The organism is Sphingomonas abaci (genome assembly GCF_014199625.1).
In the GTDB taxonomy this organism is placed as follows: Bacteria; Pseudomonadota; Alphaproteobacteria; order Sphingomonadales; family Sphingomonadaceae; genus Sphingomonas; species Sphingomonas abaci.
Genome location: NZ_JACHNY010000003.1, coordinates 98,971 through 124,603, shown reverse-complemented (window position 1 = coordinate 124,603; position 25,633 = coordinate 98,971). Strand labels below are relative to the sequence as shown.

General features: G+C 70.0%; 25 protein-coding genes. 14 read left to right on the top strand and 11 right to left on the bottom strand.

What is annotated here, in order from left to right; translation table 11 throughout:
• Positions 1-100 precede the first annotated feature (100 nt).
• Both GGQ96_RS08190 and GGQ96_RS08185 read left to right on the top strand, forming a co-directional pair.
• Complete coding sequence (locus tag GGQ96_RS08190) at positions 101-2,329, top strand: amidase (RefSeq protein ID WP_184113463.1); 2,229 nt, start codon at positions 101-103, stop codon at positions 2,327-2,329.
• Positions 2,326-4,242, top strand: coding sequence for an alpha-L-fucosidase (locus GGQ96_RS08185; protein ID WP_184113461.1), 1,917 nt, complete (start codon positions 2,326-2,328; stop codon positions 4,240-4,242). Before GGQ96_RS08190 ends, GGQ96_RS08185 begins: the two co-directional genes overlap by 4 nt.
• 12 nt (positions 4,243-4,254) lie before the next feature.
• Here GGQ96_RS08185 and GGQ96_RS08180 read toward each other — a convergent pair whose 3' ends face one another.
• Complete coding sequence (locus tag GGQ96_RS08180; protein WP_184113459.1) at positions 4,255-4,464, bottom strand: hypothetical protein; 210 nt, start codon at positions 4,462-4,464, stop codon at positions 4,255-4,257.
• A gap of 180 nt (positions 4,465-4,644) precedes the next feature.
• On the opposite strand from GGQ96_RS08180, the gene GGQ96_RS08175 reads away from it, so the two are divergent.
• Both GGQ96_RS08175 and GGQ96_RS08170 read left to right on the top strand, forming a co-directional pair.
• Positions 4,645-5,754 carry a YihY/virulence factor BrkB family protein gene (locus GGQ96_RS08175; protein WP_184113457.1) on the top strand — a complete coding sequence of 370 codons (1,110 nt, stop codon included), beginning with the start codon at positions 4,645-4,647 and terminating at the stop codon, positions 5,752-5,754.
• Positions 5,755-5,787: 33 nt separating this feature from the next.
• Positions 5,788-8,391, top strand: a complete 2,604-nt coding sequence (locus tag GGQ96_RS08170; RefSeq protein WP_184113455.1) for a TonB-dependent receptor — start codon at positions 5,788-5,790, stop codon at positions 8,389-8,391.
• Between the two features lie 16 nt (positions 8,392-8,407).
• Here the strand turns inward: GGQ96_RS08170 and GGQ96_RS08165 are convergent, their stop codons facing one another.
• Together GGQ96_RS08165 and GGQ96_RS08160 are read right to left on the bottom strand one after the other, a co-directional pair.
• Positions 8,408-8,836 carry a nucleoside deaminase gene (locus GGQ96_RS08165; protein WP_184114161.1) on the bottom strand — a complete coding sequence of 143 codons (429 nt, stop codon included), beginning with the start codon at positions 8,834-8,836 and terminating at the stop codon, positions 8,408-8,410.
• A 75-nt stretch (positions 8,837-8,911) separates the two neighbouring features.
• The gene (locus GGQ96_RS08160) at positions 8,912-9,130 is read right to left on the bottom strand and encodes a hypothetical protein (RefSeq protein ID WP_184113453.1); all 219 of its coding nucleotides are present in this window, start codon (positions 9,128-9,130) and stop codon (positions 8,912-8,914) included.
• Between the two features lie 178 nt (positions 9,131-9,308).
• On the opposite strand from GGQ96_RS08160, the gene rpmB reads away from it, so the two are divergent.
• Entirely contained in the window at positions 9,309-9,611 is a 303-nt protein-coding gene (gene rpmB / locus GGQ96_RS08155) for a 50S ribosomal protein L28 (protein WP_184113451.1), read from the top strand.
• Positions 9,612-9,812: 201 nt separating this feature from the next.
• Here the strand turns inward: rpmB and GGQ96_RS08150 are convergent, their stop codons facing one another.
• Positions 9,813-10,796 carry an esterase-like activity of phytase family protein gene (locus tag GGQ96_RS08150; RefSeq protein WP_184113449.1) on the bottom strand — a complete coding sequence of 328 codons (984 nt, stop codon included), beginning with the start codon at positions 10,794-10,796 and terminating at the stop codon, positions 9,813-9,815.
• 150 nt (positions 10,797-10,946) lie between these two features.
• Here GGQ96_RS08150 and GGQ96_RS08145 point away from each other — a divergent pair, with 150 nt between their 5' ends.
• The 3 genes from GGQ96_RS08145 (at position 10,947) to GGQ96_RS08135 (ending at position 12,124) form a co-directional block, all read left to right on the top strand.
• Complete coding sequence (locus GGQ96_RS08145) at positions 10,947-11,282, top strand: glycine zipper 2TM domain-containing protein (protein ID WP_184113447.1); 336 nt, start codon at positions 10,947-10,949, stop codon at positions 11,280-11,282.
• Between the two features lie 136 nt (positions 11,283-11,418).
• Entirely contained in the window at positions 11,419-11,814 is a 396-nt protein-coding gene (locus GGQ96_RS08140; protein WP_184113445.1) for a response regulator, read from the top strand.
• 100 nt (positions 11,815-11,914) lie between these two features.
• Complete coding sequence (locus GGQ96_RS08135) at positions 11,915-12,124, top strand: hypothetical protein (RefSeq protein ID WP_184113443.1); 210 nt, start codon at positions 11,915-11,917, stop codon at positions 12,122-12,124.
• A 31-nt stretch (positions 12,125-12,155) separates the two neighbouring features.
• Here GGQ96_RS08135 and phbB read toward each other — a convergent pair whose 3' ends face one another.
• The 4 genes from phbB to serB form a co-directional block, all read right to left on the bottom strand.
• Positions 12,156-12,878 carry an acetoacetyl-CoA reductase gene (gene phbB / locus GGQ96_RS08130; protein ID WP_184113441.1) on the bottom strand — a complete coding sequence of 241 codons (723 nt, stop codon included), beginning with the start codon at positions 12,876-12,878 and terminating at the stop codon, positions 12,156-12,158.
• Positions 12,879-12,907: 29 nt separating this feature from the next.
• Positions 12,908-13,912 (bottom strand): ferrochelatase, encoded by a 1,005-nt coding sequence (gene hemH, locus GGQ96_RS08125; protein WP_184113439.1) that lies wholly within the window; start codon positions 13,910-13,912, stop codon positions 12,908-12,910.
• Positions 13,909-16,128, bottom strand: a complete 2,220-nt coding sequence (locus GGQ96_RS08120) for a xanthine dehydrogenase family protein molybdopterin-binding subunit (RefSeq protein ID WP_184113437.1) — start codon at positions 16,126-16,128, stop codon at positions 13,909-13,911. Before GGQ96_RS08120 ends, hemH begins: the two co-directional genes overlap by 4 nt.
• A gap of 324 nt (positions 16,129-16,452) precedes the next feature.
• On the bottom strand, positions 16,453-17,325 hold the full coding sequence (gene serB / locus GGQ96_RS08115) for a phosphoserine phosphatase SerB (protein ID WP_184113435.1): 873 nt from the start codon (positions 17,323-17,325) through the stop codon (positions 16,453-16,455).
• Between serB and miaA the strand changes: the two genes are divergently transcribed.
• The 4 genes from miaA to ilvC all read left to right on the top strand — a co-directional run bounded on the left by miaA (position 17,318) and on the right by ilvC (position 21,735).
• Positions 17,318-18,244, top strand: coding sequence for a tRNA (adenosine(37)-N6)-dimethylallyltransferase MiaA (miaA, locus tag GGQ96_RS08110; protein WP_184113433.1), 927 nt, complete (start codon positions 17,318-17,320; stop codon positions 18,242-18,244). The genes serB and miaA overlap by 8 nt on opposite strands.
• A gap of 59 nt (positions 18,245-18,303) precedes the next feature.
• Positions 18,304-20,061: an acetolactate synthase 3 large subunit gene (locus GGQ96_RS08105; RefSeq protein WP_184113431.1), complete on the top strand. Its 1,758-nt coding sequence runs from the start codon at positions 18,304-18,306 to the stop codon at positions 20,059-20,061.
• Between the two features lie 91 nt (positions 20,062-20,152).
• Positions 20,153-20,668, top strand: coding sequence for an acetolactate synthase small subunit (ilvN, locus tag GGQ96_RS08100; protein WP_184113429.1), 516 nt, complete (start codon positions 20,153-20,155; stop codon positions 20,666-20,668).
• A 47-nt stretch (positions 20,669-20,715) separates the two neighbouring features.
• Positions 20,716-21,735 (top strand): ketol-acid reductoisomerase, encoded by a 1,020-nt coding sequence (gene ilvC, locus GGQ96_RS08095; RefSeq protein WP_184113421.1) that lies wholly within the window; start codon positions 20,716-20,718, stop codon positions 21,733-21,735.
• Positions 21,736-21,990: 255 nt separating this feature from the next.
• Here the strand turns inward: ilvC and GGQ96_RS08090 are convergent, their stop codons facing one another.
• The gene (locus GGQ96_RS08090) at positions 21,991-22,302 is read right to left on the bottom strand and encodes a PilZ domain-containing protein (protein ID WP_184113419.1); all 312 of its coding nucleotides are present in this window, start codon (positions 22,300-22,302) and stop codon (positions 21,991-21,993) included.
• Positions 22,303-22,533: 231 nt separating this feature from the next.
• Here GGQ96_RS08090 and GGQ96_RS08085 point away from each other — a divergent pair, with 231 nt between their 5' ends.
• Together GGQ96_RS08085 and GGQ96_RS08080 are read left to right on the top strand one after the other, a co-directional pair.
• Positions 22,534-23,733, top strand: a complete 1,200-nt coding sequence (locus tag GGQ96_RS08085; RefSeq protein WP_246360332.1) for an NF038122 family metalloprotease — start codon at positions 22,534-22,536, stop codon at positions 23,731-23,733.
• 170 nt (positions 23,734-23,903) lie between these two features.
• Entirely contained in the window at positions 23,904-24,518 is a 615-nt protein-coding gene (locus GGQ96_RS08080) for a YceI family protein (protein ID WP_184113411.1), read from the top strand.
• A 45-nt stretch (positions 24,519-24,563) separates the two neighbouring features.
• On the opposite strand, the gene GGQ96_RS08075 is transcribed toward GGQ96_RS08080, so the two are convergent.
• On the bottom strand, positions 24,564-24,962 hold the full coding sequence (locus tag GGQ96_RS08075; protein WP_184113409.1) for a BLUF domain-containing protein: 399 nt from the start codon (positions 24,960-24,962) through the stop codon (positions 24,564-24,566).
• 152 nt (positions 24,963-25,114) lie between these two features.
• The gene (locus GGQ96_RS08070) at positions 25,115-25,504 is read right to left on the bottom strand and encodes a BLUF domain-containing protein (protein WP_184113407.1); all 390 of its coding nucleotides are present in this window, start codon (positions 25,502-25,504) and stop codon (positions 25,115-25,117) included.
• Positions 25,505-25,633: the final 129 nt, after the last annotated feature.

The following is a 25,633-nucleotide window of genomic DNA, read 5'->3' as shown; positions in this document are numbered from 1 at the left end:
CGGGAGACGACAGTGACGACGGACGGCGCTCCGTCACCCAAGCCGTCCCAACTGGACCCCGGCCTTCGCCGGGGAAGGGCTTGGGGTTGAGCGCTCAGCCATGCTGACCGCCCTGGCCCTCGCTACCACCTGCGTCTCCTCCACCCCTGGCGGCGAAGTCGCGGCGGCGCTGCTCGAACGCCGGCTGGCCGAGCGGATCGACCGGTGCGGCGGGCTGCACGTGCTGGTCGCCCCCGCGCCCCGTGTCCGCGCCGCGCTGCCCGTCGCCCGGCGTCGCCGCTGGCGCGTCCCCGCGCTTGGCCGCGAAAGCTATGCGGTTCGGACGGTGGGCGCCAGCATCGTCGTCACCGCCCGCGACACGCGCGGGCTGGTGTACGGCGTGGGCTGGCTGCTGCGCCATCTCGACGTCGTGAACGGCACGCCCCGCCTCGCGGCCGCCGCCAACGTCACCCTTTCCCCCCGCTTCGACACCCGGCTGACCCAGATCGGCTATCGGCCCAAGAACAACAGCTACGATGCCTGGACGCTGCCGATGTTCGAGCGGCGGATCGAGGATTTCGCGCTCTGGGGCGCGAGCGGCGTGCAGATCATCGCGCCCGTCTCCGACGACGACGCGACCGGCCCGCTCTTCCCCGCGCCGCCGCGCGAGACGCTGGCGGGGATCGCGCGCATCACGCACCGGCTGGGCCTCGACGTCGCGCTCTACTATCCCGAACTCGGCGACTATACCAAGCCGGGGCAGGTCGCGGCGGAGGTGCGCGCCTTTGCTCGGGTGCTCGCCGACCTGCCGCACGTCGACGCGCTCTACGTGCCCGGGGGCGACCCCGGCCACACCGATCCCGACCATCTCTTCCCGCTGGTCGCGCGGCAAGCCGCGGTGCTGCACCAGCGGAACCCGGGCGCGCCGGTCTACCTCTCCACCCAAGGCTTCGACGCCGCCGGGCTGGCCGCCTTCTACCGCCAGCTCGACCGGCAGCCGGACTGGCTGGCGGGCGTCTTCGTGGGGCCGCAGACGCGCGATCCGCTGCCGGTGCAGCGCCGGCGCATCCCCGCACGCTATCCGCTGATCCTCTACCCCGACATCGCGCATACCATGCACGCGCAGTTCCCGGTGCCGCGCTGGTGGCCCGAATTCGCGCTGACCGAGGGGCGCGAGCCGATCAACCCGCGCCCGGCGGCCTATACGCTGATCGCCCGCCGCTTCCTGCCGCTGACCCAGGGGTTCGTGACCTATTCGGAAGGGATCAACGACGACTTCAACCAGCTGCTCTGGTTCCAGCTCGGCTGGTCGCTCGCCACCGATCCGCAGGCCATGGCGCGACAATATGCACGGATGTTCATCGGCGACCCCGCCGCCGCCGCCCTGCCCTTCGCGCTGGAGGGAAACTGGGTCGGCGATCCGGCGAAGAACGCGGGCATCGACCGCACGCTGGCGCTAACCGATCGCATCCGCCCCGCGCGCTTCGCCGACTGGCGGCTCGACAGCCTGCGCTACCGTTCGGTCTATGACGCGCTGGTCCGTCACCGCAGCATCGCCGCCCGCCAGCGCATCGCAGCGGTTCAGGCCGCACCCGCCGCCGCCACCGCCCGCATCGCGCTCGACCAGCCGGACGGTCCGGCGGTCGCGGCGCTTCGCGCCCGGCTGTTCGCGCTCGCCGAACGGCTATGGCGCCAAGCCCGGTTGCAACTGAGCGTCCAGCGCTACGGCGCGACCACGATCGAGCGCGGCGCGAACCTGGACCGGGCCGATATCGACCTGACCGGCCGCCGGGCAATCCTGGCGCAACTCGCCAAGGGCTTTCCCCTGCCGGACCGCAGCCGCCGGGCGGAGGGCGCGCTCTACGACGATCTCGGCCGCCCCGATGCCGAACCGCATCTGGTGCGCGGGGCCGGCTTCGCCGCCGATCCGCAGATGTACGAGACGGCAATCGACGGCATCGCCGACCGCACGGCCGAGGATGGCTGGCCGCTGCCCGCACTCGACTATGCGGAGACGCTCTATGACCGGCCAATCCGGCTCCGATACACCGGCCTCGACCCGCATCGTCGCTATCGTCTGGTCGCGACCTATGCGGGCGAGGACTATACCCTGCCGATGACGCTGACCGCCAACGGCCGCTTCACGCTCCAGTCCGCCTTCAACCGCACCAGCAACCCGATGACCGTCGAGGTCGCGATCCCGCCCGCCGCCACCGCTGGCGGCACGCTCGACCTTGCCTGGACGCGGCCGCCGGGCCTGGGCGGCAGCGGGCGCGGCCATCAGGTCGCCGAGACTTGGTTGATCCCCGACCCCCTTCCTTCCCCCTCCCACGCCGGAGCACCCCGATGACCGACCTGTCCCGCCGTTCCCTGATCGCCTCCGGCATGGCGACCGGCATGGCCGCCAGCCTGGCCGGCCCCGCCGCCGCCGCCGCCGGCGCGCCGCGTCCCTGGGGGGCTACGCCCTCGCCGCGCCAGCTCCTCTGGCACAAGCGCCAGCAATATGCCTTCGTGCATTTCTCCATCAACACCTTCACGGGTCGCGAGTGGGGGATGGGCGACGAAAGCCCGGCGCTGTTCAACCCGACCGACTTCGACCCCGACCAGATCGTCGCGGCGGCCAAGGCGGGCGGGCTGACCGGCATCATCCTGACCGCCAAGCATCATGACGGCTTCTGCCTGTGGCCGACGATGCTGACCGAACACTGCATCCGCAACAGCCCGTACAAGAACGGCAAGGGCGACGTGGTCGGCGAGATGGAGCGCGCCACCCGCCGCGCCGGCCTGTCCTTCGGACTGTACCTGTCGCCCTGGGATCGCAACCATGCCGATTATGGCCGGCCCGCCTATGTCGACTATTTCCGCAAGCAGATCGTCGAGCTCTGCACCCGCTACGGCAAATTGTTCGAATTCTGGTTCGACGGCGCCAATGGCGGCGACGGCTATTATGGCGGCGCGCGCGAGACACGGAAGATCGACGCGCCGCGCTATTACGACTGGCCCCGGACGATCGCGCTCGTCCACCGCTATCAGCCCGACGCCTGCACCTTCGATCCCCTGGGCGCGGACATCCGCTGGGTCGGCAACGAGAATGGCGTGGCGGGCGATCCCTGCTGGCCGACCATGCCCGACCACCCTTACGTCCAGGCGGAGGGCAATAGCGGCGTGCGCGGCGCGGCGCTCTGGTGGCCGGCGGAGACCGACGTGTCGATCCGGCCCGGCTGGTTCTACCATGCCGACGAGGACGCCAAGGTGAAGAGCCCCGAGCGGCTGGTGACGCTGTTCGACGAGTCAGTCGGGCGCGGCACCAACCTCAACCTCAACCTGCCGCCCGACCGTCGCGGGCAGCTCGCCGAGCATGACGTGGCGGTGCTGAAGTCCTTTGGCGATGCACAGCGGGCCAGCTTCGCGACCGACTTGGCCCGGGACGCGGTGGCGAGCGCCAGCCATGTGCGCGGCCCCGCCTTCGCGCCCGCCAATGTGCTCGATGGCCGCGACGACCGCTATTGGTCGACGCCCGATGGCGTGACCACGCCGACGCTGACGCTCGACCTGCCGCCGAACCGCTCCTTCGACCTGATCCGCCTGCGTGAATATCTCCCACTCGGCGTACGCGTGACGCGCTTCGCCGTGGAGGCCGAGACGGACGGACGCTGGCAGCGGCTGGCCGAACACGAGTGCATCGGCGCGCAACGCATCATCCGCCTGCCCCGGCCGGTCACCGCGCGCCGCCTGCGCGTCATGGTGCTGGAAGCGCCCGTCTGCCCAGCGATCAGCGAGGTGGCGCTGTTCCGCGCGGTCGCGCCAGTGCCCGTCGCGCCGCCGGCGACGCGCGAGGACCAGCTGCTGACCGGCCAAGGCTGGACCGTGGTCGCCGCCTCCGCGCCTGGTGCCGCAGCGGTGCTGGACAACGACGTCGCCACCGCCTGGACGCTCCCCGCGCCGACCACCGCCGCGCCCGCCACGCTGACGCTCGACCTCGGACAGCCGCGCGACCTTGCCGGCTTCTCGCTGACGCCCCAGCGCAACCCCAGCCCCGACGCCGCCCCACCACGCAATTACCGGGTGGAGACCAGCCTGGACGGCAAGGCCTGGACGGCGGCGGGCGAGGGCGAATTTCCCAACATCGCCTATGCGCTGGCAACGCAGCGCATTCCCTTCCCCGCCCCGCGCCGCCTTCGCTACCTGCGCTTCGCCTTCACCGCGACCGCCGTGCCGGCCGCGAAGCTGGCGATCGCCGACATCGGCGCTTTCGCGGGATAGGGGTGTCCCCGCCTAGTCCTGCAGGGCCGCCGCCCGCGCTTCGGCGGTGGCGGCTTCGCGGGCGGCGCGGCGGACCTGGGTCTGCTCGGCGCGGACCGCCATCGCCTCCCAGGTGGTGGCGGCGCGGTCGCAGCGCTCGCGGACATTGTCGAGCCGCGCGGCCTGGGCGTTGGCGCGCTCCTGCTCGGCGCGGGCACGGTAGAATTGGGCATCGTCGGCCATGGTCAGGCTCCGGATCGAGAGGGGAGAGGCAGGGGCGCACAGGACTGACGCTCCCGTCGGCAAGCGACTGACGTGGCGGCCGGTATGCGCCCTATGGCCGGTATACGCAACCGGGCCGGAACGCTCTCGGCCTCCCGCCGGTTTGGTCGGGCAACGTCAGGACGATTCGGGAGGAAAGCAATGGATCGCGCGACGTCGCGGATCGCCGCGCTCTGGGCGCGGCCGCCGGGGGGCTGGTGGGATGTGCTCAAGCAGGTCTGGGCGGCATCGGGTCGCGACAACATCTCGCTGATCGCGGCCGGCGTCGCCTTCTACGCCTTCCTGTCGATCGTGCCGCTGCTCGGCGCGGTGGTGCTGACCTATGGCCTGGCCGCCGATCCGCAGACCGTGGGCAAGAGCATCGCCGCGCTGACCGACGTGATGCCGCGCGAGGTCGCCCGGCTGGTCGGCGAGCAGTTGCTGACCGTGGTCGAGGCGTCAGGCGGCAAGAAGGGCTTCGGCCTGATCCTCGCGCTGGGCCTGGCGCTCTACGGCGCGATGAAGGGCGCGGGCGCGGTGATCGCCGCGCTCAACGTTGCGTTCGAGGTGCCGGAGACGCGCGGCATCATCCGCCAATATGCGCTGGCCTTGGCGATCACGGCGGGCGCGGTGGTGCTGATGCTGGGCGCGATGGCGACGATCGCGCTGGCGACCTGGCTGGGCACGCTCGCGCCCTGGGCCCCCAGCGTCGTGCCGCACCTGCTCACCCTGGCATCCTATGCGGTGTTGGCCGGGCTGGCGGTCGGCGGGGCGACGACGCTCTATCGCTTCGGCCCGGATCGGCACGCCGCGCACTGGGCGTGGCTGACGCCGGGATCGGTGGTCGCGACGCTCTGCTGGCTGGCGATGACGGTCGGCTTCGGCCTCTATGTCGCGAATTTCGGCAGCTATGACGCCACCTATGGCTCGCTGGGGGCGATCGTGGTGATGCTGACCTGGCTGTGGCTGTCAGCCTATGTCGTGCTGCTCGGCGCGGAGCTGATCGCCGGGTTGGAGCGGAGCGTCACCGGCGCGCCGAAGGCCAGCGGGCTGGGCACGCCGCAAGCCCCCGCCCCGTCACCGGGGCCGCACGCGACCGGCCTGGGCGGCTTCGTCGCGGCGGATCGGATCGCCGGGCGGGCCGGGCTGCTCGCCTCGATCGCGACCGCGGGGGGCCTGGGCGCGCTCCGCCGGGGGCGCGGCTGGGGCTGGGCGCTGGTGCTGGCGGGCGCGGCGGCGGCCTGGACGAAGCGGGATCGCGGTTCGGCATAATCCTGCGACAATTATCCGCTAGCGGGCGCGGCCATGAACAGATGGTGGGCAGCATCCCTCGCGATCCTCGCAATTTCCGATCCGGTCCGCGCGCAACAGGCCGCGCCGCCGGCGAGTCCGTCCACGCCCGCCGCCGCGGCGGAGCCGGCCGAGCCGGAAGCCGACGACGCCGGCGAGGACATCGTGGTCACCGGTTCGCGCAAGCTGCCCGGATCGGTGATCGGCGACATCCCGCCCGACCAGACCCTGGGTGCAGCGGACATCCGCTCCTACGGCGTCAACTCGGTAGCCGACCTGCTCAACGAATTGTCGCCGCAGACGACCAGCGGGCGCGGCCAGGGTGGCGCGCCGGTGGTGCTGCTCAACGGCCGGCGCATTTCCGGCTTTCAGGAAATCCGCGACATCCCGACCGAGGCGATCCAGCGCGTCGAGATCCTGCCCGAGGAGGTGTCGCTGAAATATGGCTATACCGCCGACCAGAAGGTGGTGAACATCGTCCTGCGCCGCCGCTTCCGCGCCGCGACGCTGGAGGCGGCCGACCGGGTGCCGACCGCCGGCGGCCGCAACGACGCGCAGGGCGAGGCCGACCTGCTGGCGATCCGCCGCGACACGCGCACCAACCTGCACCTGGAATATGAGCGCGCGACATCGCTGACCGAGGCGGAGCGCGGCATCGATCCACGCGCGAGCGACGATCCGGGCGCGAGCAATTTCAACCAGACGCCCTATCGCACGCTGCTGCCCTCGACCCGCGACTTCAGCGTCAACGGCATCGTCGCGCGGCCGGTGCTGGGGGTCTCGGCGACGCTCAATGGCCGCTACGAGCTGAGCGACTCGACCAGCCAGTTCGGTCTGCCCGGCGTGACGCTGACCGCGCCGGACGGCACGGCGGTGACCCGCTATCCCGACGACGGCAGCGTGCTGCCGCTGGCGCAGCGGACGAGCAGCGGGACCACCCATCTGGGCAGCACGCTGAACGGCGTGCTGGGGGCGGGATGGAATTGGTCGTTCACCGGCAATTACGACCGCGTGGCGACCACCACGCTGACCGACACCGGCCTCGATCCCGGCGGCTTCCAGGCCCGGCTGGACGCGGGGATGGTGGGCGTCGACGGCCCGTTCCTGCCCGGCGACCTGAACGTACTGGCCGCCAATCGCGCCCGCTCCGTCTCCAGCCAGGGCGGCGGCGACCTGCTCGTCACCGGCAGCCCGTTCCGGCTGCCGGCGGGCGACGTGACGACCAGCCTGCGCGCCGGCGCCAGCACCAGCGACTTCAGCGCCGCCAGCTTCCGGGGCGGCGTGGCGAGCAGCGGCGGCGTGTCGCGCGACAGCGCCAATGGCCAGGCCAATATCGACCTGCCGATCGCCAGCAAGGCGCGCGGCGTGCTGGGCGCGATCGGCACCCTCTCGCTCAACGGCAATCTGGCGGTCAACCACCTGTCCGACTTCGGCACGCTCGTGACCACCGGCTACGGCGTCAACTGGGCGCCCATCCCGGCGGTGCGGATCATCGCCTCCGCCACCGACCAGGACGAGGCGCCGAGCGCGCAGCAACTGGGCAACCCGACCATCGCCACGCCGGGCGTGCGCGTGTTCGACTATGTGCGCGGCACCACCGCCACGGTGACGACGGTGACCGGGGGCAACCCGGCGCTGGTCTCCGACGAGCGGCATGTGAAGAAGGTCGGCGTGACCGTGAAGCCCTGGGCGGCGACCGACCTGACGCTGACCGCCAATTATGTCGAGACCCGCACCGACAATCCGATCCGCAGCTTCCCGGTCGCCACCGCCGCGATCGAGGCGGCCTTTCCCGATCGCTTCACCCGCGATGCCGATGGCGACCTGCTGCGCATCGACACGCGGCCGGTCAATTTCGCGCGGGCGCAGAGCAGCCAGCTACGCTGGGGGATCAACTTCTCCAGGCCGATCAAGTCGAAGATCCAGCGCGATCTGGAGGCATATCGCGCCGGCACCGGCCCCAATCCGTTCGCCGGCCTGCGCCCGCCCGGCGGCGCGCGTCCCGGCGGCGATGCGCCGCCACCCCCGCCCCCCGGCAGCCCCGACGGGCCACCTCCCGACGCGCGCGGCGGCGGCGGCGGTTTCCGAGGTGGCGGCGGCTTCCGTGGCGGTGGTTTCGGCGGGCGCGGCCAGGGCGGCGGGCGGCTGCAATTCGCGGTCTATCACACCTGGAACTTCACCAATCGCCTGCTGGTGGCCAATGGCGGCCCGTCGCTCGACCTGTTGAACGGCGACGCGATCAGCGCCTCGGGCGGCCAGTCGCGGCACGAGGTCGAGGGCCAGGCCGGCTATGTCAACAACGGCCTGGGTGCGCGCCTGTCGGTCAATTACCAGAGCCCGACCCGGGTCAACGGCCTGACTTCGGCGGAGACGCTGGCCTTTTCCGACCTGACCACGCTCGACCTGCGGCTGTTCGCCGATCTGGGCGGGCGGCTGGACTGGGTGCGGGCGCATCCCTGGATGCGCGGGGCGCGCGTGTCGCTGGCGGTCACCAACCTGTTCAACCAGCGCCAGCGGGTGCGCGACGCTGACGGGGTGACGCCGGTCAGCTACCAGCCCGGCTATCTCGACCCGCTGGGCCGTTCGGTGCGGCTGTCGGTGCGCAAGCTGTTCTTCTGACGCGCCGAGACCGCCGCTACCGCCGCGCCGCGAAGAAGTCGCGCAGCAAGGCGGCGGCGGCGGCCTCGCCGATCCCGGCATAGACCTCGGGCCGGTGATGGCAGGTCGGCTGGCCGAACAGGCGGGGGCCATGCTCCACCGCGCCCCCCTTGGGATCGGCGGCGGCATAATAGAGCCGGCCGATCCGCGCATGGGCGATCGCGCCCGCGCACATCGCGCAGGGCTCCAGCGTCACCCACAGGTCGCACTCCTCCAGCCGCTCGCGCCCCAGTCGCGCCGCCGCGTCGCGGATCACCCGCATTTCGGCATGGGCGGTCGGGTCGTGCAGCGCTCGCGGCGCATTGGCGGACACGGCGATCGTTTCGCCGCCCCGCATGACGACCGCGCCGACGGGCACTTCGCCGGCCTCGGCGGCGGCGGCGGCGGCGGCGAGCGCCTGACGCATCGGCTCGGGCAAGGGGATCATGCGGCCCCCCTGCCCCAGTCCGCCGCGACGCGTAAAGCCGTGGCGGTTCGCGGCTTAGTTGGGCGCCTGGCTGTTCGCTGGCTTCTCGACATTGATCGTCGGCACCGCGACCGTCTTGTTCTCCGTGCCGACGGTGACCTTGGCGACATCCGCCTGGAAGGCCGGCGCCTGGACGACGGCGGGGCGCGTCTGGTCGATCGAGATGATGCCGAAATACATCAGCGCCGCGACGATCAGCGCGACCAGGGCAACCAGGACCAGCAACGCGCGCATTCGGAAAACCCTTTCGTGATCGGTATCGTACGCGTAACAACGCCGCCGGAAGACCAAGCGTTGCATGACCGGTCGGCCGTCATCGCCGGGGTGGAATTCACCTTTCGGTTGACTCATCCGCCGCCGTCCCGTAATCGCGCGGCCTTTCCGGGCAACCCCGAAACCAGGATATTCGATCATGTCGCGCATCTGCGAGCTGACCGGCAAGGGCCGGCAGGTGGGAAACAACGTTTCGCACGCCAACAACAAGACCAAGCGTACCTTCCTGCCCAACCTGCAGAATGTCACGCTGCTCTCCGACGCCCTCGAAACCGGCGTGAAGCTGCGCGTCTCGACGCACGGCCTGCGCTCGGTCGAGCATAATGGCGGTCTCGACAACTGGCTGGTCAAGACCAGCGACGACAAGCTGTCGCTGCGCTGCCGCCGTCTGAAGCGCGACATCATCAAGAAGCGCGCGTCGACCGAGGCCGCTGCGGCCTAAGGGTTCGCCCGAACCGATCGAATCGCCCGCCCGGCCGCATGGCCCGGCGGGCTTTTCGCGTTTGAGGCCTGCCGCGAGCACGCGAAGCGGTGGGGAACGACGTTGGCGGCGGCGTTCCTGCGCAAGCACCCGCGCGGGCAGGGGCATGGGTGATCGTTCGACCGGATTCACCCGCCGCCGGGCGGATCGCAAACCCCGACCTTACGCCTCCAGCCGGAACTTCAGCAGCAAGGTCCGCTGGATCGGCAGCTGGTTGTCGTCGGACACCAGCCACAGGATCGTCGCCTCGCCCTCGCGCACCGCCGCGACGCCCTCGAAATTGTCGTGGATGAGCGGCGCCTTGAGCGTCGCGACCGCTTGGCCCGTCACCGCCGCCCCCGGCCGGATCGCGGCCGGGTCGACCAGCACCAGCCGATTCGACCAGCGGAACGGCAACTGGAAGCGGCGCTCCAGCACCAGCAGCCGACCATCGGGCAACTGCGTCATGTCTGACGGGTCGAAGCCCGGCGCGGGATGATAGACGAAACGGAAAGCCGGCACCGGCTGCGCCACCGGATCGCCGGACCACAGCAGCGCGTCGCGCCCCGTCCCCCCGCCCGGCGGGCGCGTCGTCTCGCTGATCGCCACGAAGCGGCCATCGCGCAGGCGGACCATCGATTCGGCGCCGCCATTGTCCTTCCACCCCGCCATGGCGACCGGAGCGACGCCCTGCGCCGGGGGCGCGAAGCCCGGTCCATAGCGCCAGATCTGGTTGAACTGCTCGAACCCGACCCAGACCCGGCCCGTCGCCGGATCGACCGTCATCGACTCGCTATCCCGGTCGCGCTTGGTCCAGCCGGTGCGGGGCCCCGCCGGCAGGTCGGCGAATCGCACGGCGCGGGGCCGCCAGCCCGCCCCCAGGGTGAAGTGCAGCACGTCGCCCAGGTCGCTCAGCAGGGTGAACCGGTCGCCCTGGACCATCAGCGAGGAATAGCCGCCGAACGCCGGATCGTCGGCGGTCAGCCGGACGCCGCCCAGATAGGCAAGCGCCCCGACCCGCCGTCGGCCGGGCCCGGATTCGGCCAGCGGCACCGGCGTGGCGCTGACCCGCGCGGCGGGGCGGACCCGCTCGATCCCATTCTCGCCCGACCAGCTCACGAACAGCGACAGGCCGGCCAGGACGGCGAGAGTGCGCGGGCGGGTCATCGCCGCCCCTGTGGCGCAAGGCGGCGGCGGCGAGAAGCCTGAACCGTCGATAACGGCCGCATTCAGAGTCCGGTCAAGCCGAATCAGGCAGTTGAGGGTCATCGGACGACGGGTCCCGGCCCGCCGCGCCACGTAATCGGGAGACGAACGATGATGAAGACCTTTTCCCTCGCCGCAGCGGCCTTGGCGATGAGCGCGTCGGCCCTGGTTCCGGTCAGCGCGGCGGACGCTCAGCGCTATCGCCACTATCGCGGCGATGCCTATGAGCGCGGCTATTATAATGGCGAGCGCGACTATCGCGCCCAGCGTAAGTGCAAGGACGGCACGGGCGGTGCGATCATCGGTGCGATCGCCGGCGGCCTGCTTGGCCGGACCATCGACACGCGCGGCGACCGCACCGTCGGCACGCTGGTCGGCGCAGGCGCGGGTGCGCTGGCGGGCCGGGCGATCGACCGGTCCGACCGGCCCGGCTATTGCCGCCGCTGATCGACTGACGAGTTCCCTCGCGTAGCGTATCGAGGGCGGGGGGCCGGTGTCGACGGATGCCGGCCCCCTTGTTCATGCGCCGCTTCGCCGGCTGAACCAACCCCGCGGCCAAGCGTTGAACAAACAAGGTTAAGATTTGGAACCTGTCAAAATGCCACCTGTTACAACGGGCATGGCAGCTAAACCCGTCCTGCTGGTCGTCGAGGACGATCAACTCATCCTGCTTCATGCGACGATGACGCTGGAGGACGAGGGTTATGAGGTGATCGGCGTCAGCGACGCGAAGAGCGCGCTGGAAACCGCCGCTGCCCGTCCGGATATTGCTGCTCTGTTCACCGATATCGATCTGCCGGGCGAGCGTTGCGGGCTGAACCTGGCAGCTACCCTGCGGCAGGCGCGACCCGACATGCGCATGGTGATCACCTCGGGTACGCGCGAGATCGGTGACGGTGACCTGCCGGAGGGCGGCATCTTCGTGCCCAAACCCTATACCACCGCCGATATGCGCCGGGCCCTGCAACCGGCCTTTTGACGCCTGTAACCGGCAATTGCATTCCTGGCCCGCGCCGGGACCATCGCATGTCTATCAATTGACTTCGCGCGATGCTCGCCCACCCCGCCAAGGCAGGGATGTGAACGGGCCCGGTGCCGCCATCCCCTGCCTGGTACGGGTGAGCGGCACGATAGGTCACCGATTGCCGGTCGTCGCCTTGGGCATCTCGCCAGCGGCGCTGCCCTCGTCAGCGCGCCGCGTTGCCCCCTCATCTGCGGAAGAGAATGGTGAAGATGCCGATCCTGCCGCGCCGGGCATGGACTGGCGCGGCGGTGTCCGCCAGCCCTGACGGGGAGAGCACGCCCTCCCCGCCGCGGTCCTCAATACATATGCTGGCCGCCGTTGATCGACAGCGTCGAGCCGGTCACGAAGCCACCATCCTCTGAACAGAGGAAGGCGACGCCGCGCGCGATCTCATGCGCCTGGCCCAGCCGGCCGACCGGGATCTTGGCGACGATCTTCTCCAGCACGTCCGCCGGCACGGCCGCGACCATGTCGGTATCGATATAGCCCGGCGCGATCGCGTTGACCGTCACGCCAGCGCGTGCGCCCTCCTGCGCCAGCGCTTTGGTGAAGCCGTGAATGCCCGACTTGGCGGCGGCATAATTCACCTGGCCATATTGCCCCGCCTGGCCGTTGATCGAGCCGATATTGACGATTCGGCCCCATTTGCGTTCGCGCATCCCAGGAAAGGTCGCCTTGGCCATGTTGAAGCAACCGCCGAGATTCGTGTCGATCACTTCCTTCCACGCCTGATAGCTCATCTTCAGGATGGTGCCGTCGCGGGTGATGCCGGCATTGTTGACGACGATGTCGATCGGGCCCAGATCGGCCGCGACCTGCGCGCAACCAGCTTGGCATGCGTCGAAATCGGCGACATCCCATTGATAAGCCGGGATTCCCGTCCGCTCCGTGAAGGCGGCGGCGCGCTCCGCATTGCCGGCATAGCTGGCCGCGACGGTGATGCCGGCCTCCTTCAGCGCAAGGCTGATCGCCTCGCCGATCCCGCGCGTACCACCCGTGACGATCGCAACCCGTGCCATTCAGCCTCTCCCGTTTGATTTAGGTGACGCTACGGCACCCTCACCCAGCCTTCAAGCTCCCGCGCCAAAATGCTGCGCAACATGGCGATGCTGCCGGGCTCGTCGTTGAGGCAGGGCAGATAGGCGAAATGGGTGCCGCCCGCCGCCTCGAAGCTCTCGCGGCCGCGGATCGCCAGCTCCTCCAGCGTCTCCAGGCAATCGGCGGAAAAGCCCGGGGCGACGATCGCGACCTTGCGCACGCCCTTCGCCGGCAAAGCCTCCAGCGTCGTGTCCGTCGCCGGCTCCAGCCATTTGGCGCGGCCAAAGCGCGACTGGAAGGCGACGATCAGGTCGCGTCCCATCGCCGCACCGAGCAGTCGCGCGGTCTTGCGGCAATGGCAGTGATAGGGATCGCCCTGCTCCAGCGTCCGCTGCGGCATGCCGTGGAAGCTGGCGATGATCGCGTCGGGCTTGAAGTCGAGCTGCGCCAGCGACGCCTCGATCGAATCCTTCAAGGCCCCGATATAGGCGGGATCGTCATGATAGGGCGGCAGCGTTCGGATGGCCGGTTGCCAGCGCATCGTCGCCAGATGCGCGAACGCCTTGTCGTTGGCGGTGGCGGTCGTCGCCGCGCAATATTGCGGATAAAGCGGCGCGATCAGGATTCGCTCGCAACCGGCATCCTTCATCGCCTGCAGCCGCTCGGCGATCGCCGGCCGGCCGTAGCGCATCGCCCAGTCGACCATCACCCCGTCGCCGAATGCCCCCGCCAGCGCCATGGCCTGCCGCCGCGTGAAAGCCGCGAGCGGCGAGCCGTCGTCGCGCCACACCTGTTGATAGGCATGGGCCGATTTCTTCGGCCGGGTGCGCAGGATGATGCCGCGCAGGATCGGCTGCCAGGCGATCGGCGGGATTTCCACCACGCGGCGGTCGGACAGGAATTCCGCCAGATAGCGACGCACGCTCGGCGCGTCGGCGGCGTCGGGCGTGCCGAGATTGATCAGCAATACGCCGATCCGGGGCTTCGGGATGGCGGGGTGGCCGGGCGGGATCATCCTTCACTCCTTAACGGCAAGGTGCGGGCGCGCAGCCCGGTCGAGGCGGCGAGCGCATTGGCGATGGCGGGGGCGACGGGCGGCACCGCCAGTTCGGAGACGCCGCCGGGTGCCTCGTCCGACCGGATCAGCTCGACCGTCAGGTCGGGCGTATCGGCCAGCCGGGGCAGTCCCAGCCGGTCGAACCCGCGGACGGTCGCAAGGTTGCGGTCGAAGCCGGTGGCGGCCCCTAGCGCGTGCGCCAGGCCGAAGATCAGCCCACCCTCGATCTGCTGGCGGACCAGATCGGGATTGACGATGCGGCCGCAATCGACCGCCGCGACGAGCCGGTCGACCACCGGGCGGCCTTCGCGCCAGTGCGCCTCCGCCATCACCGCGATGGTGCTGTCGCGAAAGGCGTGGGCGGCGATCCCCTGCCCGCTGCCCGCGATGCCCCCCTCCCAGCCCCCCAGCGATGCGGCGGTGGACAGGCAGCGCGCCAGGCGGGGGTTCTGGCCCAGCATTCCGATCCGCCAGGACAAGGGCTCGACCCCGGCCTCATGCGCGATCTCGTCGAGAAAACTCTCGGTGAAGAAGCAGCTATAGCCGTGCGCGCCGCCGCGCAGATGACCGGTGGGCAGCGGCAGCTCGGCGACATGATGGTCGACCGCCCAGGCCGGCAGGCGGTAGGGCGGCGCGCCCCCCGCCACCGCATAGCGGTCGGCCGGGTCGAGCCGCATCGCCAGCGCCGACAGGCCGCCGGGCCGCAGGCGCTCGACCAGGCCAGCGCCGACCGGCGGCGTCGCGATGCGCGCCCGCCAGCCAAGAATGGCGCCCCCTGCGCCCAGTCGCGCGGTCATGCGCGCGGCGGCGGGCGGGCGGTAGCGGTCGTGGAGCAGCGTCTCGCCGCGTGACCAGACCAGGTTGACCGGGCGCTTCAGCCGCATCGCCAGCACCGTCGCCTGCGCCACCACCGCATGGTCCAGCCCCGCGCCGAAGCCGCCGCCGACCGGCATGGCATGGATCACCACCTGGCGTTCGGACAGGCCAGCGGCCTGGGCGGCGGCGCGGCGGGCGAGGCCGGGGGCCTGGGTCTGCACCCAGCATTGCAACTGCCCGTCGGCAAAGGCGGCAACCGCCGCCGTCGTCTCGATCGCGGCATGGACGCCCGCCGCGACCCGGTATTCGGCGGTCAGCGTGCGCGCGGCCGCCGGCCCGTCGTCGGGATCGCCCTCGCCTGCGATGCGGCGCCCCGTATCGGCCAGCGCCCGGGCCAGCGCCGTGGCGATCGCATCATCGTCGATGCGCGGTCCGGTGGTGGCGAAACGCGGCCGCAGCGCGTCCAGCGCCCGCTGCGCCGCCCAACCGGTCGCGGCGACCGCCGCCACCCAGCGGGGCCGGTCGGTGTCCGGTTCCTCGACGATCGCGACGATGCCGCGCACCGCCTCGCCCGCCGCCCGATCGATCGCAACCAGGTGGCTGTCGCCGATCGGCCCCTGGCGGATCGCGGCATGGGCCATGTCGGGCAGGCGGATGTCGGCGGTGAAGTTCGCCGAGCCATCCACCTTGGCGGGCGAATCCAGCCGGGGAAGCGGCTGGCCCATCAGCCGACCCGCGCCGCCCTGCCCGATCGGCGGCTCGGCGGGCGGGGCCTGATGCGCCGCCGCCGCCGCCAAGTCGGCGAAGCGCAGGCGCTGCGCGCCGTGGACGACGAAGCCGTCGCGCGTCGTGCAGTCCGCCGCCGCCACCGACCAGCGCGCGGCGGCCGCCTGGATCAGCAGCGCGCGCGCCGTCGCGGCGGCGGCACGGGCCGGTTCCTCGAACATCCGGATGCTGCTGGAGCCGGCGGTGAGCATCGGGGCCGGGTCCACGCCGCCCCCGCCCCGCCAGGCGTCCGGCAGGGCGGCCGGCATCCCCTCCAGCAGCGAATCGAGGCCGACCGGGTTGGCATAGAAGGGCGTGATCGGCGCTGGGAATGCCCCCACCGTCCGCCAGTCCGCGCCCAGTTCATCGGCGACGATCTGCGCCAGCCCGGTCCAGCTGCCCTGCCCCATCTCGGTCTGGGGCAGCGCCACCATCACCCGGCCATCGCTGGCGATGGTCAGCCAGCCGCCGAACGCCTGCTCGCCCGGCAAGGTCGGCAACGCCGCAGGATAGTCGCGCGGCCACAGCCCCCAGGCCACCGTCAGCCCCAGACCCGCGCCACCGCCGATCAACAGGCGCCGCCGGTCGATCATCGCAGGACCGTTCGAGCGGAGAAGCCAAGGTCACGATCTAGCGCCGTTGCTTCGCGGGCGAAAACCGGGGTCCAGTCGGGGGACGCTGATCGCTGACGCAGGCCGGGACCGGAATGCCCCCCCATGCGCATGTCGCGGCGAGACTGGAAACCGGAAGATCCGGCCCCATGCCTCGCATCTGCGGGGCACGAGCCCGGATGGAGAACCGGCGCGCAAGTGCATCCCCTGCTCACCAGCCGGGCCTCGGCCTTCGCCGGGGAACACGATCGATCATGGCTCACGATCAACGATCAACGCCCGGCAGCCCGGACCTGTCCCCGGCGATCAGTCCATCACCCAGTCGCGTCGCGCGATCCCCTGTGCCCAGAGCAGCGCCGACAGGTCGCCATGCTCGATCCGCGCCGCCGCTGCCGCCGCGACCACCGGCTTGGCGCGATAAGCGACGCCCAGCCCCGCCGCGCGGATCATCGGCAGGTCGTTGGCGCCGTCGCCCACCGCCAACGTCTGCGCCAGCGGCATGGCCGCCGCCTCTTCGCGCAGCGTCGCCTCCTTGGTCGCCGCGCCGACGATCGGCCGCGCGACCGCGCCGGTCAGCACGCCGCCCTCGACCAGCAGCCGGTTGGCGATCACCCGGTCGAAGCCGATCTCCGCCCCCACCGGTTCGGCGAAGCGGGTGAAGCCGCCCGACACCAGCACGCAGCGCGCGCCCCGCGCCCGCATCGTCCGCACCAGCGCCTTGGCCCCCGGCATGATCGTCACCCGTTCGGCCAGGCAGCGGTCGATCGCGCCCTCGTCCAGCCCGGCGAGCAACGCGACTCGGGCGTCCAGCGCCCCCTCGAAATCCAGCTCGCCGCGCATCGCCGCCTCGGTGACTTGGGCGACCTGCGCCTTGATCCCGGCATAATCGGCCAGTTCGTCGATGCACTCGACCGTGATCATGGTCGAATCCATGTCGGCGACCAGCAGGCGCTTCTCGCGCCCCTCGCTCGGCTGCACGACCACGTCGGTGGCCGCCACCCGTCCCTCCAGCGCCGCGCGGGCGGCGGCCGGGTCGGTGGCGAAGTCGATGTCGGCGGCGCTGCCCTGGTCGATCCACCGCACCGGCCGCGGCGCGCAGCCCGCGCGCTCCAGCGCGTCGACGACAACGGAAAGGTCGGCGGGCAGGCGCCCATCTGCTATCAGCGTCGCGGTGAACATCTCTACTCCCCTGCCAAGGGTCGCGCTCATCGCAGGGCCGACCGCCAGCGGCAAGTCGGCTTTGGCGATCACACTGGCCGAACGCACCGATGGCATCGTCATCAACGCGGACGCCAGCCAGGTCTATCGCGACCTGCGCATCCTCTCCGCCCGCCCTTCCGTGCAGGAAGAGGCGCGCGCGCCACACCGCTTGTTCGGCTATATCGACGGCGCGGACTCCTGTTCCGCCGCGCGCTGGGCGGCGGACGCGGCGGCGGAGATCGACCGGGCTCATGCGGCGGGCCGCGTGCCGATCCTGGTCGGCGGCACTGGTCTCTATCTGCGCACGCTGATCGACGGCATCGCGCCGGTGCCGGAGATCGATCCCGCCATCCGCGAATCGGTGCGCGCGCTGCCCGTCGCCGAGGCGCATCGCACCTTGTCGCGGGAAGATCCGGACGCCGCCGCCCGCCTCGCCCCCGCCGACACGAGTCGTGTCGCCCGCGCGCTGGAGGTGGTGCGGTCGACCGGCCGGCCGCTGCGCGATTGGCAGGCCGAACGCCATGGCGGGATCGGCGACCGGATCGCCGTGTCCGCCGCCATCCTGTTGCCGGACAAGGCGCGATTGATCGAACGCTGCGACCGGCGGCTTGCCGAGATGTTCGATGGTGGCGCGGTGCAAGAGGTCGCCGCGCTGCTGGCGCGGACCGACGTGCCAGACGACGCGCCCGTCCGCCGCGCCATCGGCGTGCCCGAGATCGCGGCCATGCTGGACGGCACGCTCTCCCACGACGAAGCGCTGGCGCGCGCGCGGCTGGCAACGCGCCGCTATGCCAAGCGGCAATATACCTGGTTCCGCCACCAGCCCCCCGCGACCTGGACTAGAAAAGAAAGTTTCTCGGAATCGGATTTCGAAGAAATAATCTGTCTTTTGGGTTGACGCAGTGCAGCGGCTTGGGTAGCGGCACCTCCACTTTCCAAGACCTGAGGAGACGAGACGTGACCGAGAAGAGCGGAGCCGACATTCTGGTCGAGGCGCTGTGCGATCTCGGCGTGGAGGTCGTGTTCGGCTATCCGGGCGGTGCCGTCCTGCCGATCTACGACGCCTTGTTCCGGGCCGCGCGCGATGGTCGTCGCATCCGGCACATTCTCGTCCGTCACGAGCAGGCCGCCACCCATGCCGCGGAGGGCTATGCGCGCTCGACCGGCAAGCCGGGCGTCGTGCTCGTCACCTCCGGCCCCGGCGCGACCAATGCGGTCACCGGCATCACCGACGCGCTGCTCGATTCGATCCCGATGGTGGTCATCACCGGCCAGGTGCCGACCGCGCTGATCGGCACCGATGCCTTCCAAGAGGCGGACACGGTCGGCATCACGCGCCACTGCAGCAAGCATAACTATCTGGTGAAGGACCCGGCCAAGCTGGGCCCGGTGATCCACGAGGCATTCCATATCGCCACCTCCGGCCGGCCCGGCCCGGTCGTGGTCGACATCCCCAAGGACGTGCAGGTCGCCACCGCCCGCTATGCCAAGCCCGGCCCGATCCAGCACAAGACCTATCGCCCGACGGTGAAGGCCGATCCGCGCGCGATCGAGCAGGTGGTCGACATGCTCGCCGCCGCCGAGCGTCCGGTCCTCTATACCGGCGGCGGCGTCATCAATTCGGGTCCGGCCGCGTCGCAACTGCTGCGCGAACTGGCGCGGATCACCGGCGCGCCGGTCACCTCGACGCTGATGGGCCTGGGCGCCTTTCCCGCCTCCTCGCCGCAATGGCTGGGGATGCTCGGGATGCACGGCACCTACGAGGCCAATCACGCGATGAACCAGGCCGACCTGGTCATTGCGCTCGGCAGCCGCTTCGACGACCGGGTCACCGGCCGGCTCGACGCGTTCAGCCCCAACAGCCGCAAGGTCCATGTCGATATCGACCGCTCGTCGATCAACAAGACGGTGCGGATCGACCTGCCGATCGTCGCCGATGTCGGCCATGCGCTGGAGGACATGGTCCGCGTGTGGAAGGCGCGCCAGCATCCCAAGCCGGACACGCGCGACTGGTGGGCCCGGATCGCCGAATGGCGCGCCAAGGCCTGCCTGTCCTTCCCCGACTCGACCACCGAGATCATGCCGCAACGCGCGATCCGTGCGCTGTGGCAGGCGACCCATGCCCGCAACCCGATCATCACCACCGAGGTCGGGCAGCACCAGATGTGGGCCGCGCAGCATTTCGGCTTCGAATCGCCCAACAAATGGCTGACCTCCGGCGGCCTGGGCACGATGGGGTACGGCCTGCCCGCCGCGATCGGCGCGCAGCTCGGCAATCCCAAGGCGCTGGTCATCGACATCGCCGGCGAGGCCTCGATCCAGATGAACATCCAGGAGCTGGCGACGGCGACGCAATATCGCCTGCCGGTCAAGATCTTCATCCTCAACAACGAATATATGGGCATGGTCCGCCAATGGCAGGAGCTGACCTATGAGAGCCGCTATGCCGAAAGCTATTCGGACTCGCTGCCCGATTTCGTGAAGCTGGGCGAGGCCTATGGCTGGAAGGGCATCCGCATCGAGCAGCCGGACGATCTGGATGCCGGCATCGCCGCGATGCTGGACCATGACGGCCCGGCGATCGTCGACTGTCGGGTGGCGAAGCTCGCCAACTGCTTCCCGATGATCCCCAGCGGGGCGGCGCATACCGACATGATCCTGCAGGCGAACGAAGTGTCGGGCACGATGGACGACGAGGCCAAGGCGCTGGTCTGATCCGTCCGCCGCCCCGGCCGCGGCCGGGGCGGGCTGCCAAAGGACATCTTCTCAACAGGGAGCCCCCGGCCGCCGCCGGGGTGACGCGAACGTGCATATCCGTGAAGAAAAGGCCGAACGCCACACGCTGGCGGTGATCGTCGACAACGAACCCGGCATTCTGGCCCGCATCGCCGGCCTGTTCACCGCGCGCGGCTACAATATCGAGAGCCTGACCGTGTCGGAGGTGACCGCCGACAAGGCGGTCAGCCGCATCACCATCGTGACCAGCGCCAGCCCGGCGATCCTGGAGCAGATCGTGGCGCAGCTCGACCGGCTGGTGCCCGTCCACAAGGTCCGCGACCTGACCGCCGAAGGCCCGCACGTCGAGCGCGAGCTGGCGCTGGTCAAGGTGCAGGGCACCGGCGACCACCGGATCGAGGCGCTGCGCCTCGCCGACGTCTACCGGGCCCGCGTCGTCGATGCGACCACCACCAGCTTCGTGTTCGAAGTGACCGGCGGGATCGAGAAGATCGACAAGTTCGTCGAGCTGATGGGCGAGGTCGGGCTGATCGAGGTCGCCCGCACCGGCATCGTCGCCATCGCCCGCGGCCGCGACGCGGCCTGACCCACCCCTCCAGACTCACCAGACTTAAGCCAAAGGGAAGTCATCTCATGCGTGTCTATTACGATCGCGACGCCGATCTGAACCTCATCACCGACAAGAAGATCGCGATCATCGGTTACGGCTCGCAGGGCCATGCCCATGCGCAGAACCTGCGTGATTCGGGCGTGAAGCAGGTCGCGATCGCCCTGCGCGAGGGCTCGCCGACCGCCAAGAAGGCGCTCGACGCCGGCTTCCAGGTGATGTCGAACCAGGCGGCGGCCGGCTGGGCCGACATCGTCATGATCCTGGCGCCCGACGAGCACCAGGCGGCGATCTGGGACGCGGACCTGAAGGGCAATATGAAGCCGGGCAGCGCGCTCGCCTTCGCGCACGGCCTCAATGTCCATTTCGGCCTGATTGAGCCGCCGGCGGATATCGACGTCATCATGATCGCCCCCAAGGGCCCGGGTCACACGGTGCGCAGCGAATATGCGCGTGGCGGCGGCGTTCCCTGCCTGATCGCGATCCACCAGGACGCCAGCGGCAATGCGCACGACCTGGCGCTCGCCTATGCCTCCGGCGTCGGCGGCGGCCGCTCGGGCATCATCGAGACCAACTTCAAGGAAGAGTGCGAGACCGACCTGTTCGGCGAGCAGGCGGTGCTGTGCGGCGGCATCACCCATCTGATCCAGGCTGGGTTCGAGACGCTGGTCGAGGCGGGCTATGCCCCCGAAATGGCCTATTTCGAGTGCCTGCACGAGACCAAGCTGATCGTCGACCTGCTCTATGAGGGCGGCATCGCCAACATGCGCTACTCGATCTCGAACACCGCCGAATATGGCGACATCACGACCGGCCCGCGGATCATCACCGAGGAGACGAAGAAGGAGATGAAGCGGGTGCTCGCCGACATCCAGGGCGGTCGCTTCGTCAAGAACTTCGTGCTCGACAACCGCGCCGGCCAGCCCGAGCTGAAGGCGGCGCGCAAGGCTGCCGCCGCGCATCCGATCGAGAAGGTCGGCACCGAGCTGCGCGCGATGATGCCCTGGATCGGCGCCAACAAGCTGGTCGACAAGGCGAAGAACTGACACCGGCCGACCTGGCGGCGACTTGAAGCGCCACCCCGATGGACCGTCGGGGTGGCGTTTTGCTGCGTGGAGGCGGTCAACCCGGCGGTGGCGGACTTTTGCCATGTCCACCATACCATCCCGGCCGCGCCGGATAGTGGGAACGCAATGTCGACGTCTGCAAAGCGCCCCCCTTCGCCGGAGTCGCCGGAGAAGGACCGCCAACCGCTCTGCGCACCCTTCGCGCCCGGGCGTGACCGACGTGGACGCCGCCCCTCAGGCGCAGGGCCGCGCGACCGGTGTCGCGACCACCAGCGATTCGAGCTCCAGCCTGCCGAGCGGGGCCATGAACTCGCAGCCGAACACGTCGTCCTGCACCCAGGCGACGCGGGCATGGCGTTCGGCGCCGCCGGGCAGCGCGATCTTCAGCGTGGTGCCGACCGGCAGGGGCATGGAGATGCGCGCCCGGCACCCGGAGCGCGACGCGTCCAGCACCTCGACCGACAAGGCGATCCGCGCCGTCGCGCGGCATGCCACCGCCAGGCGGCGCTCGCGGCGATTGTCGTTGGACGACCGACGTGCCTGCATCTCCGCCTTCTCCTCCATTGCCCTGCGAACCCGACACAGGCTGTCTCACGATCCGGTAAGCATTGTCTTACGATCGCCCCGCCGGCCGACGGAAACCGTGCATGAAGGCTTTGTCACGGGGTCTTCACTTTTCGCTACCCATGTGAGGAAAGTTGGTTAACCTCCTCTTTATCCGTCCATCCTGACGCCGACACGGTGCGGGAGCGCGGAACAGGGAAAAGGGGTGAGGTTTTGACGATTCGTTCGCTGCTTCTCGGTGCCGCCATGGTCGCCAGCATGGCATCCGTTCCGGCCCAGGCCGTCGTCTTCGATCTGGTCAGCACCGGCGCCGGCACCGCCGTCGGCACCCAAGCGCGCGCCGGGTTCGAGGCCGCCGCCGCCTATTGGTCGTCGGTCCTGACCAACGACATCACGATCAAGCTGAATATCGGCTATTCCACGCTGGGGACCGGCATCCTGGGTTCGACCGGCAGCACCACCTCCGCCATACTCAATCCGGCCTTCTACACCGCGCTGGGCAGCAGCGTCACGTCCAGCGTCGATCAGGCGGCGGTCGCTTCGCTGCGACCGCTGTCGGCGGCGGGCGCGGTGACGGTGCGGGCCAATGCGCTGGCGGCCGATGGCGTCGGTTATGTCGACACCGCGACCCGGATCGACAATGACGAGTCCGGCAACAATCGCGGTCTCGCGGTCAACAGCTCGGTCATCAAGGCGCTGGGCATCACCACCGACTGGCGCGGCAACGCTATCGACATGACGCGGGTCGACGGCAGCATCACCTTCAGCGACGCGTTCAAGTTCGACTTCGACCCGACCGACGGCATCGCGTCGGACGCGTTCGACTTCGTCGGCGTCGCGATCCATGAGATCGGACACGCCCTGGGCTTCCGCAGCGGCGTCGATTCCTACGATGCCGCGACCGCGCCGGGCGCGTCGGGCAGCGGCCTTCGCTCGCTGGAGAACTTCATCAACATCGCCACGCCGCTCGACCTGTTCCGCTATGGTCAGGAAGGCGAGCTCGACTGGTCGACCCAGGGCGTGCCCTATTTCTCGATCGATGGCGGGCAGACGCAGCTGTTTGGCGACTCCCGCTTCGCCACCGGCGTGCGCAACGGCGACGGCCGCCAGGCCTCGCACTTCAAGGACAGCCCGGCGGGCGTGCCGCAGACCGGCGTGATGGACCCCACCTCCGGCAGGGGCCAGATGCAGGACGTGACCGCGCTCGACATCGCCGCCTTCGACGCGATCGGCTGGACCACCCGGTTCGATGCGCTGACCAACAGCGGCTATCGCCAGACCACCGCCGACATCTATCGTGCGGTCGGCATGGTGCCGGAGCCGGCGACCTGGGGGCTGATGCTGGTCGGCTTCGCGATGGTCGGCGGCGCGGCCCGCTATCGCCGCCGGGCCACCACCGCGCACGTCGCCTGAGCCGGTCGCCCGCCAGGCGGAACGAGGCCGTCGATCATCGGATCGGCGGCCTTTTTCGCAGGGCGATCAAGCTCCTGGGCGCAGGCTTCGAAACGATCCGTTGCCGGCTTGACGGTTTGACGTGGGAGCCGGCGCACGGCACCCATGGCCCATCCACAGGGAGAACCACCATGCGTCCCATCTACGCCGCCGTCCTGATGCTCGCCACCCTCGCCCCCGTCGCCGCGCCCGTCCTGGCGCAGGGCCTGCCGGGCAGCCCGAACACGGCGCTGGTCAAGGCCGGCACCTATCCGCTCGATCCCAATCACAGCCAGGTCACCTGGCAGGTCAATCACATGGGCTTCTCGATGCTGCAGGGGCAGTTCGGCGCGTCCGAGGGTTCGATCACCATCGACCCGGCCAAGCCCAATGCCACCAAGGTCGACGTGACCTTCCCGATCGACAAGCTGTCGGTCACCGCGGAGCCCTTCGCGCACCACTTGAAGTCGAAGGACTTCTTCGACGCGGCGACCTATCCGACCGCGCGCTTCGTCTCCACCTCGGTGCAGGCGTCCGGCAACAGCGCGACGATCACCGGCAACCTGACGATCAAGAACATCACCAAGCCGGTGACGCTGAAGGCGACCTTTGTCGGCGCCGGCATGAACCCGATGAACAAGAAGCTGAACTTCGGCTTCCGTGCGACCGGCACGATCAACCGCAGCGATTTCGGCCTGGGCATGGCGGTGCCGGTCGTGTCCGACAAGGTCGACCTGACGATCAACGCCGCCTTCGCCGCCAACTGATCCCGTACAGCACCGCGCCGGGCTCGCCCCGGCGCGGGCGTGCGATCAGGCGGCGCGCACCAGCGGCGCGGCGAAGCTGGCGAAGCCCGCCTGCTCGGCCGGGCCGCTATGCGCCGCCAGTACCGCCATCCGCGCCATCGCCGCCAGATCGGCCTGGAGCGGCGCGCGATAGGCGAGGCCCTCCGTCCCGAACTCGCGCCGGTCAATCCGCCGGTCGGACAATTGGATCAGCGCATGATGGCGCGGATCCGCGGCGATGCGCGCGAAGGTCGCCTCCACCGCCTTGGCCTCGCCCTCCAGCGCCTGGAGGAAGCGTCGGCCGTCGAAGAACAACATGCTGGTCAGCCGGTGTTCGGCATTGCGCCGCCGTGCCGAGGCGACGATCCCCGCGGTATCCGGGACCACGCCGTGGCGCAGCGTGCTGACATAGATGATCTGGCGCAATGCTCCGTACCCCTCACTGCATCAATGACGGGTCCAGGGATAGCGCTATCCTGTTAAAGTTCGATCAGGCGACAGGCTTAGCCAATCATGAAGAGCGCGGAGGCGCAATGATCACTTGCCCGTCTTCGCAAAGACTTGGCATGTCGCACCATTCAACGTCGCACCGCGATCAGTCCCAGAAACGTGCCGCGCACACTGTCCGACGCGTCCGCCAGCATTCGAGTCACCCGCGCGTCGAACTCGTCGGCCGGATCGGTCGGCAGGCGGTGCGCCATCGCCCAGCGACCGAAGCTTCGCTCCGCCACCGCCTTGTCCGACAGGACCACCACCGCGTGATGCCGGGGATCGGCACGAATCCGCTCGAACGTCGCAGTCACGGCCGCCCCTTCGCCTTCCAGCACCTGGAGGAAGCGGGTGCCGTCGGTATAGAGCAGGCCGGTGACACCCACCGCGTCATTGTTGCGGCGGGACTGGATGAGGATATTGCCGACGCTGATGTCCTGCCCCGGCGTTTTCGAGCTGATATAGAGAATTTGACGCATCGACACCCTTTCAAGGGCTTACCCCTTAGGACTTGCCGCCGAGACTTCGCCAACCTGTGTAAGGGACGTTGCACCTTCTGGACAAGCCGGGGCGCCTGCGCCTAGGAAGGCGGCCGATGATGCGGATCG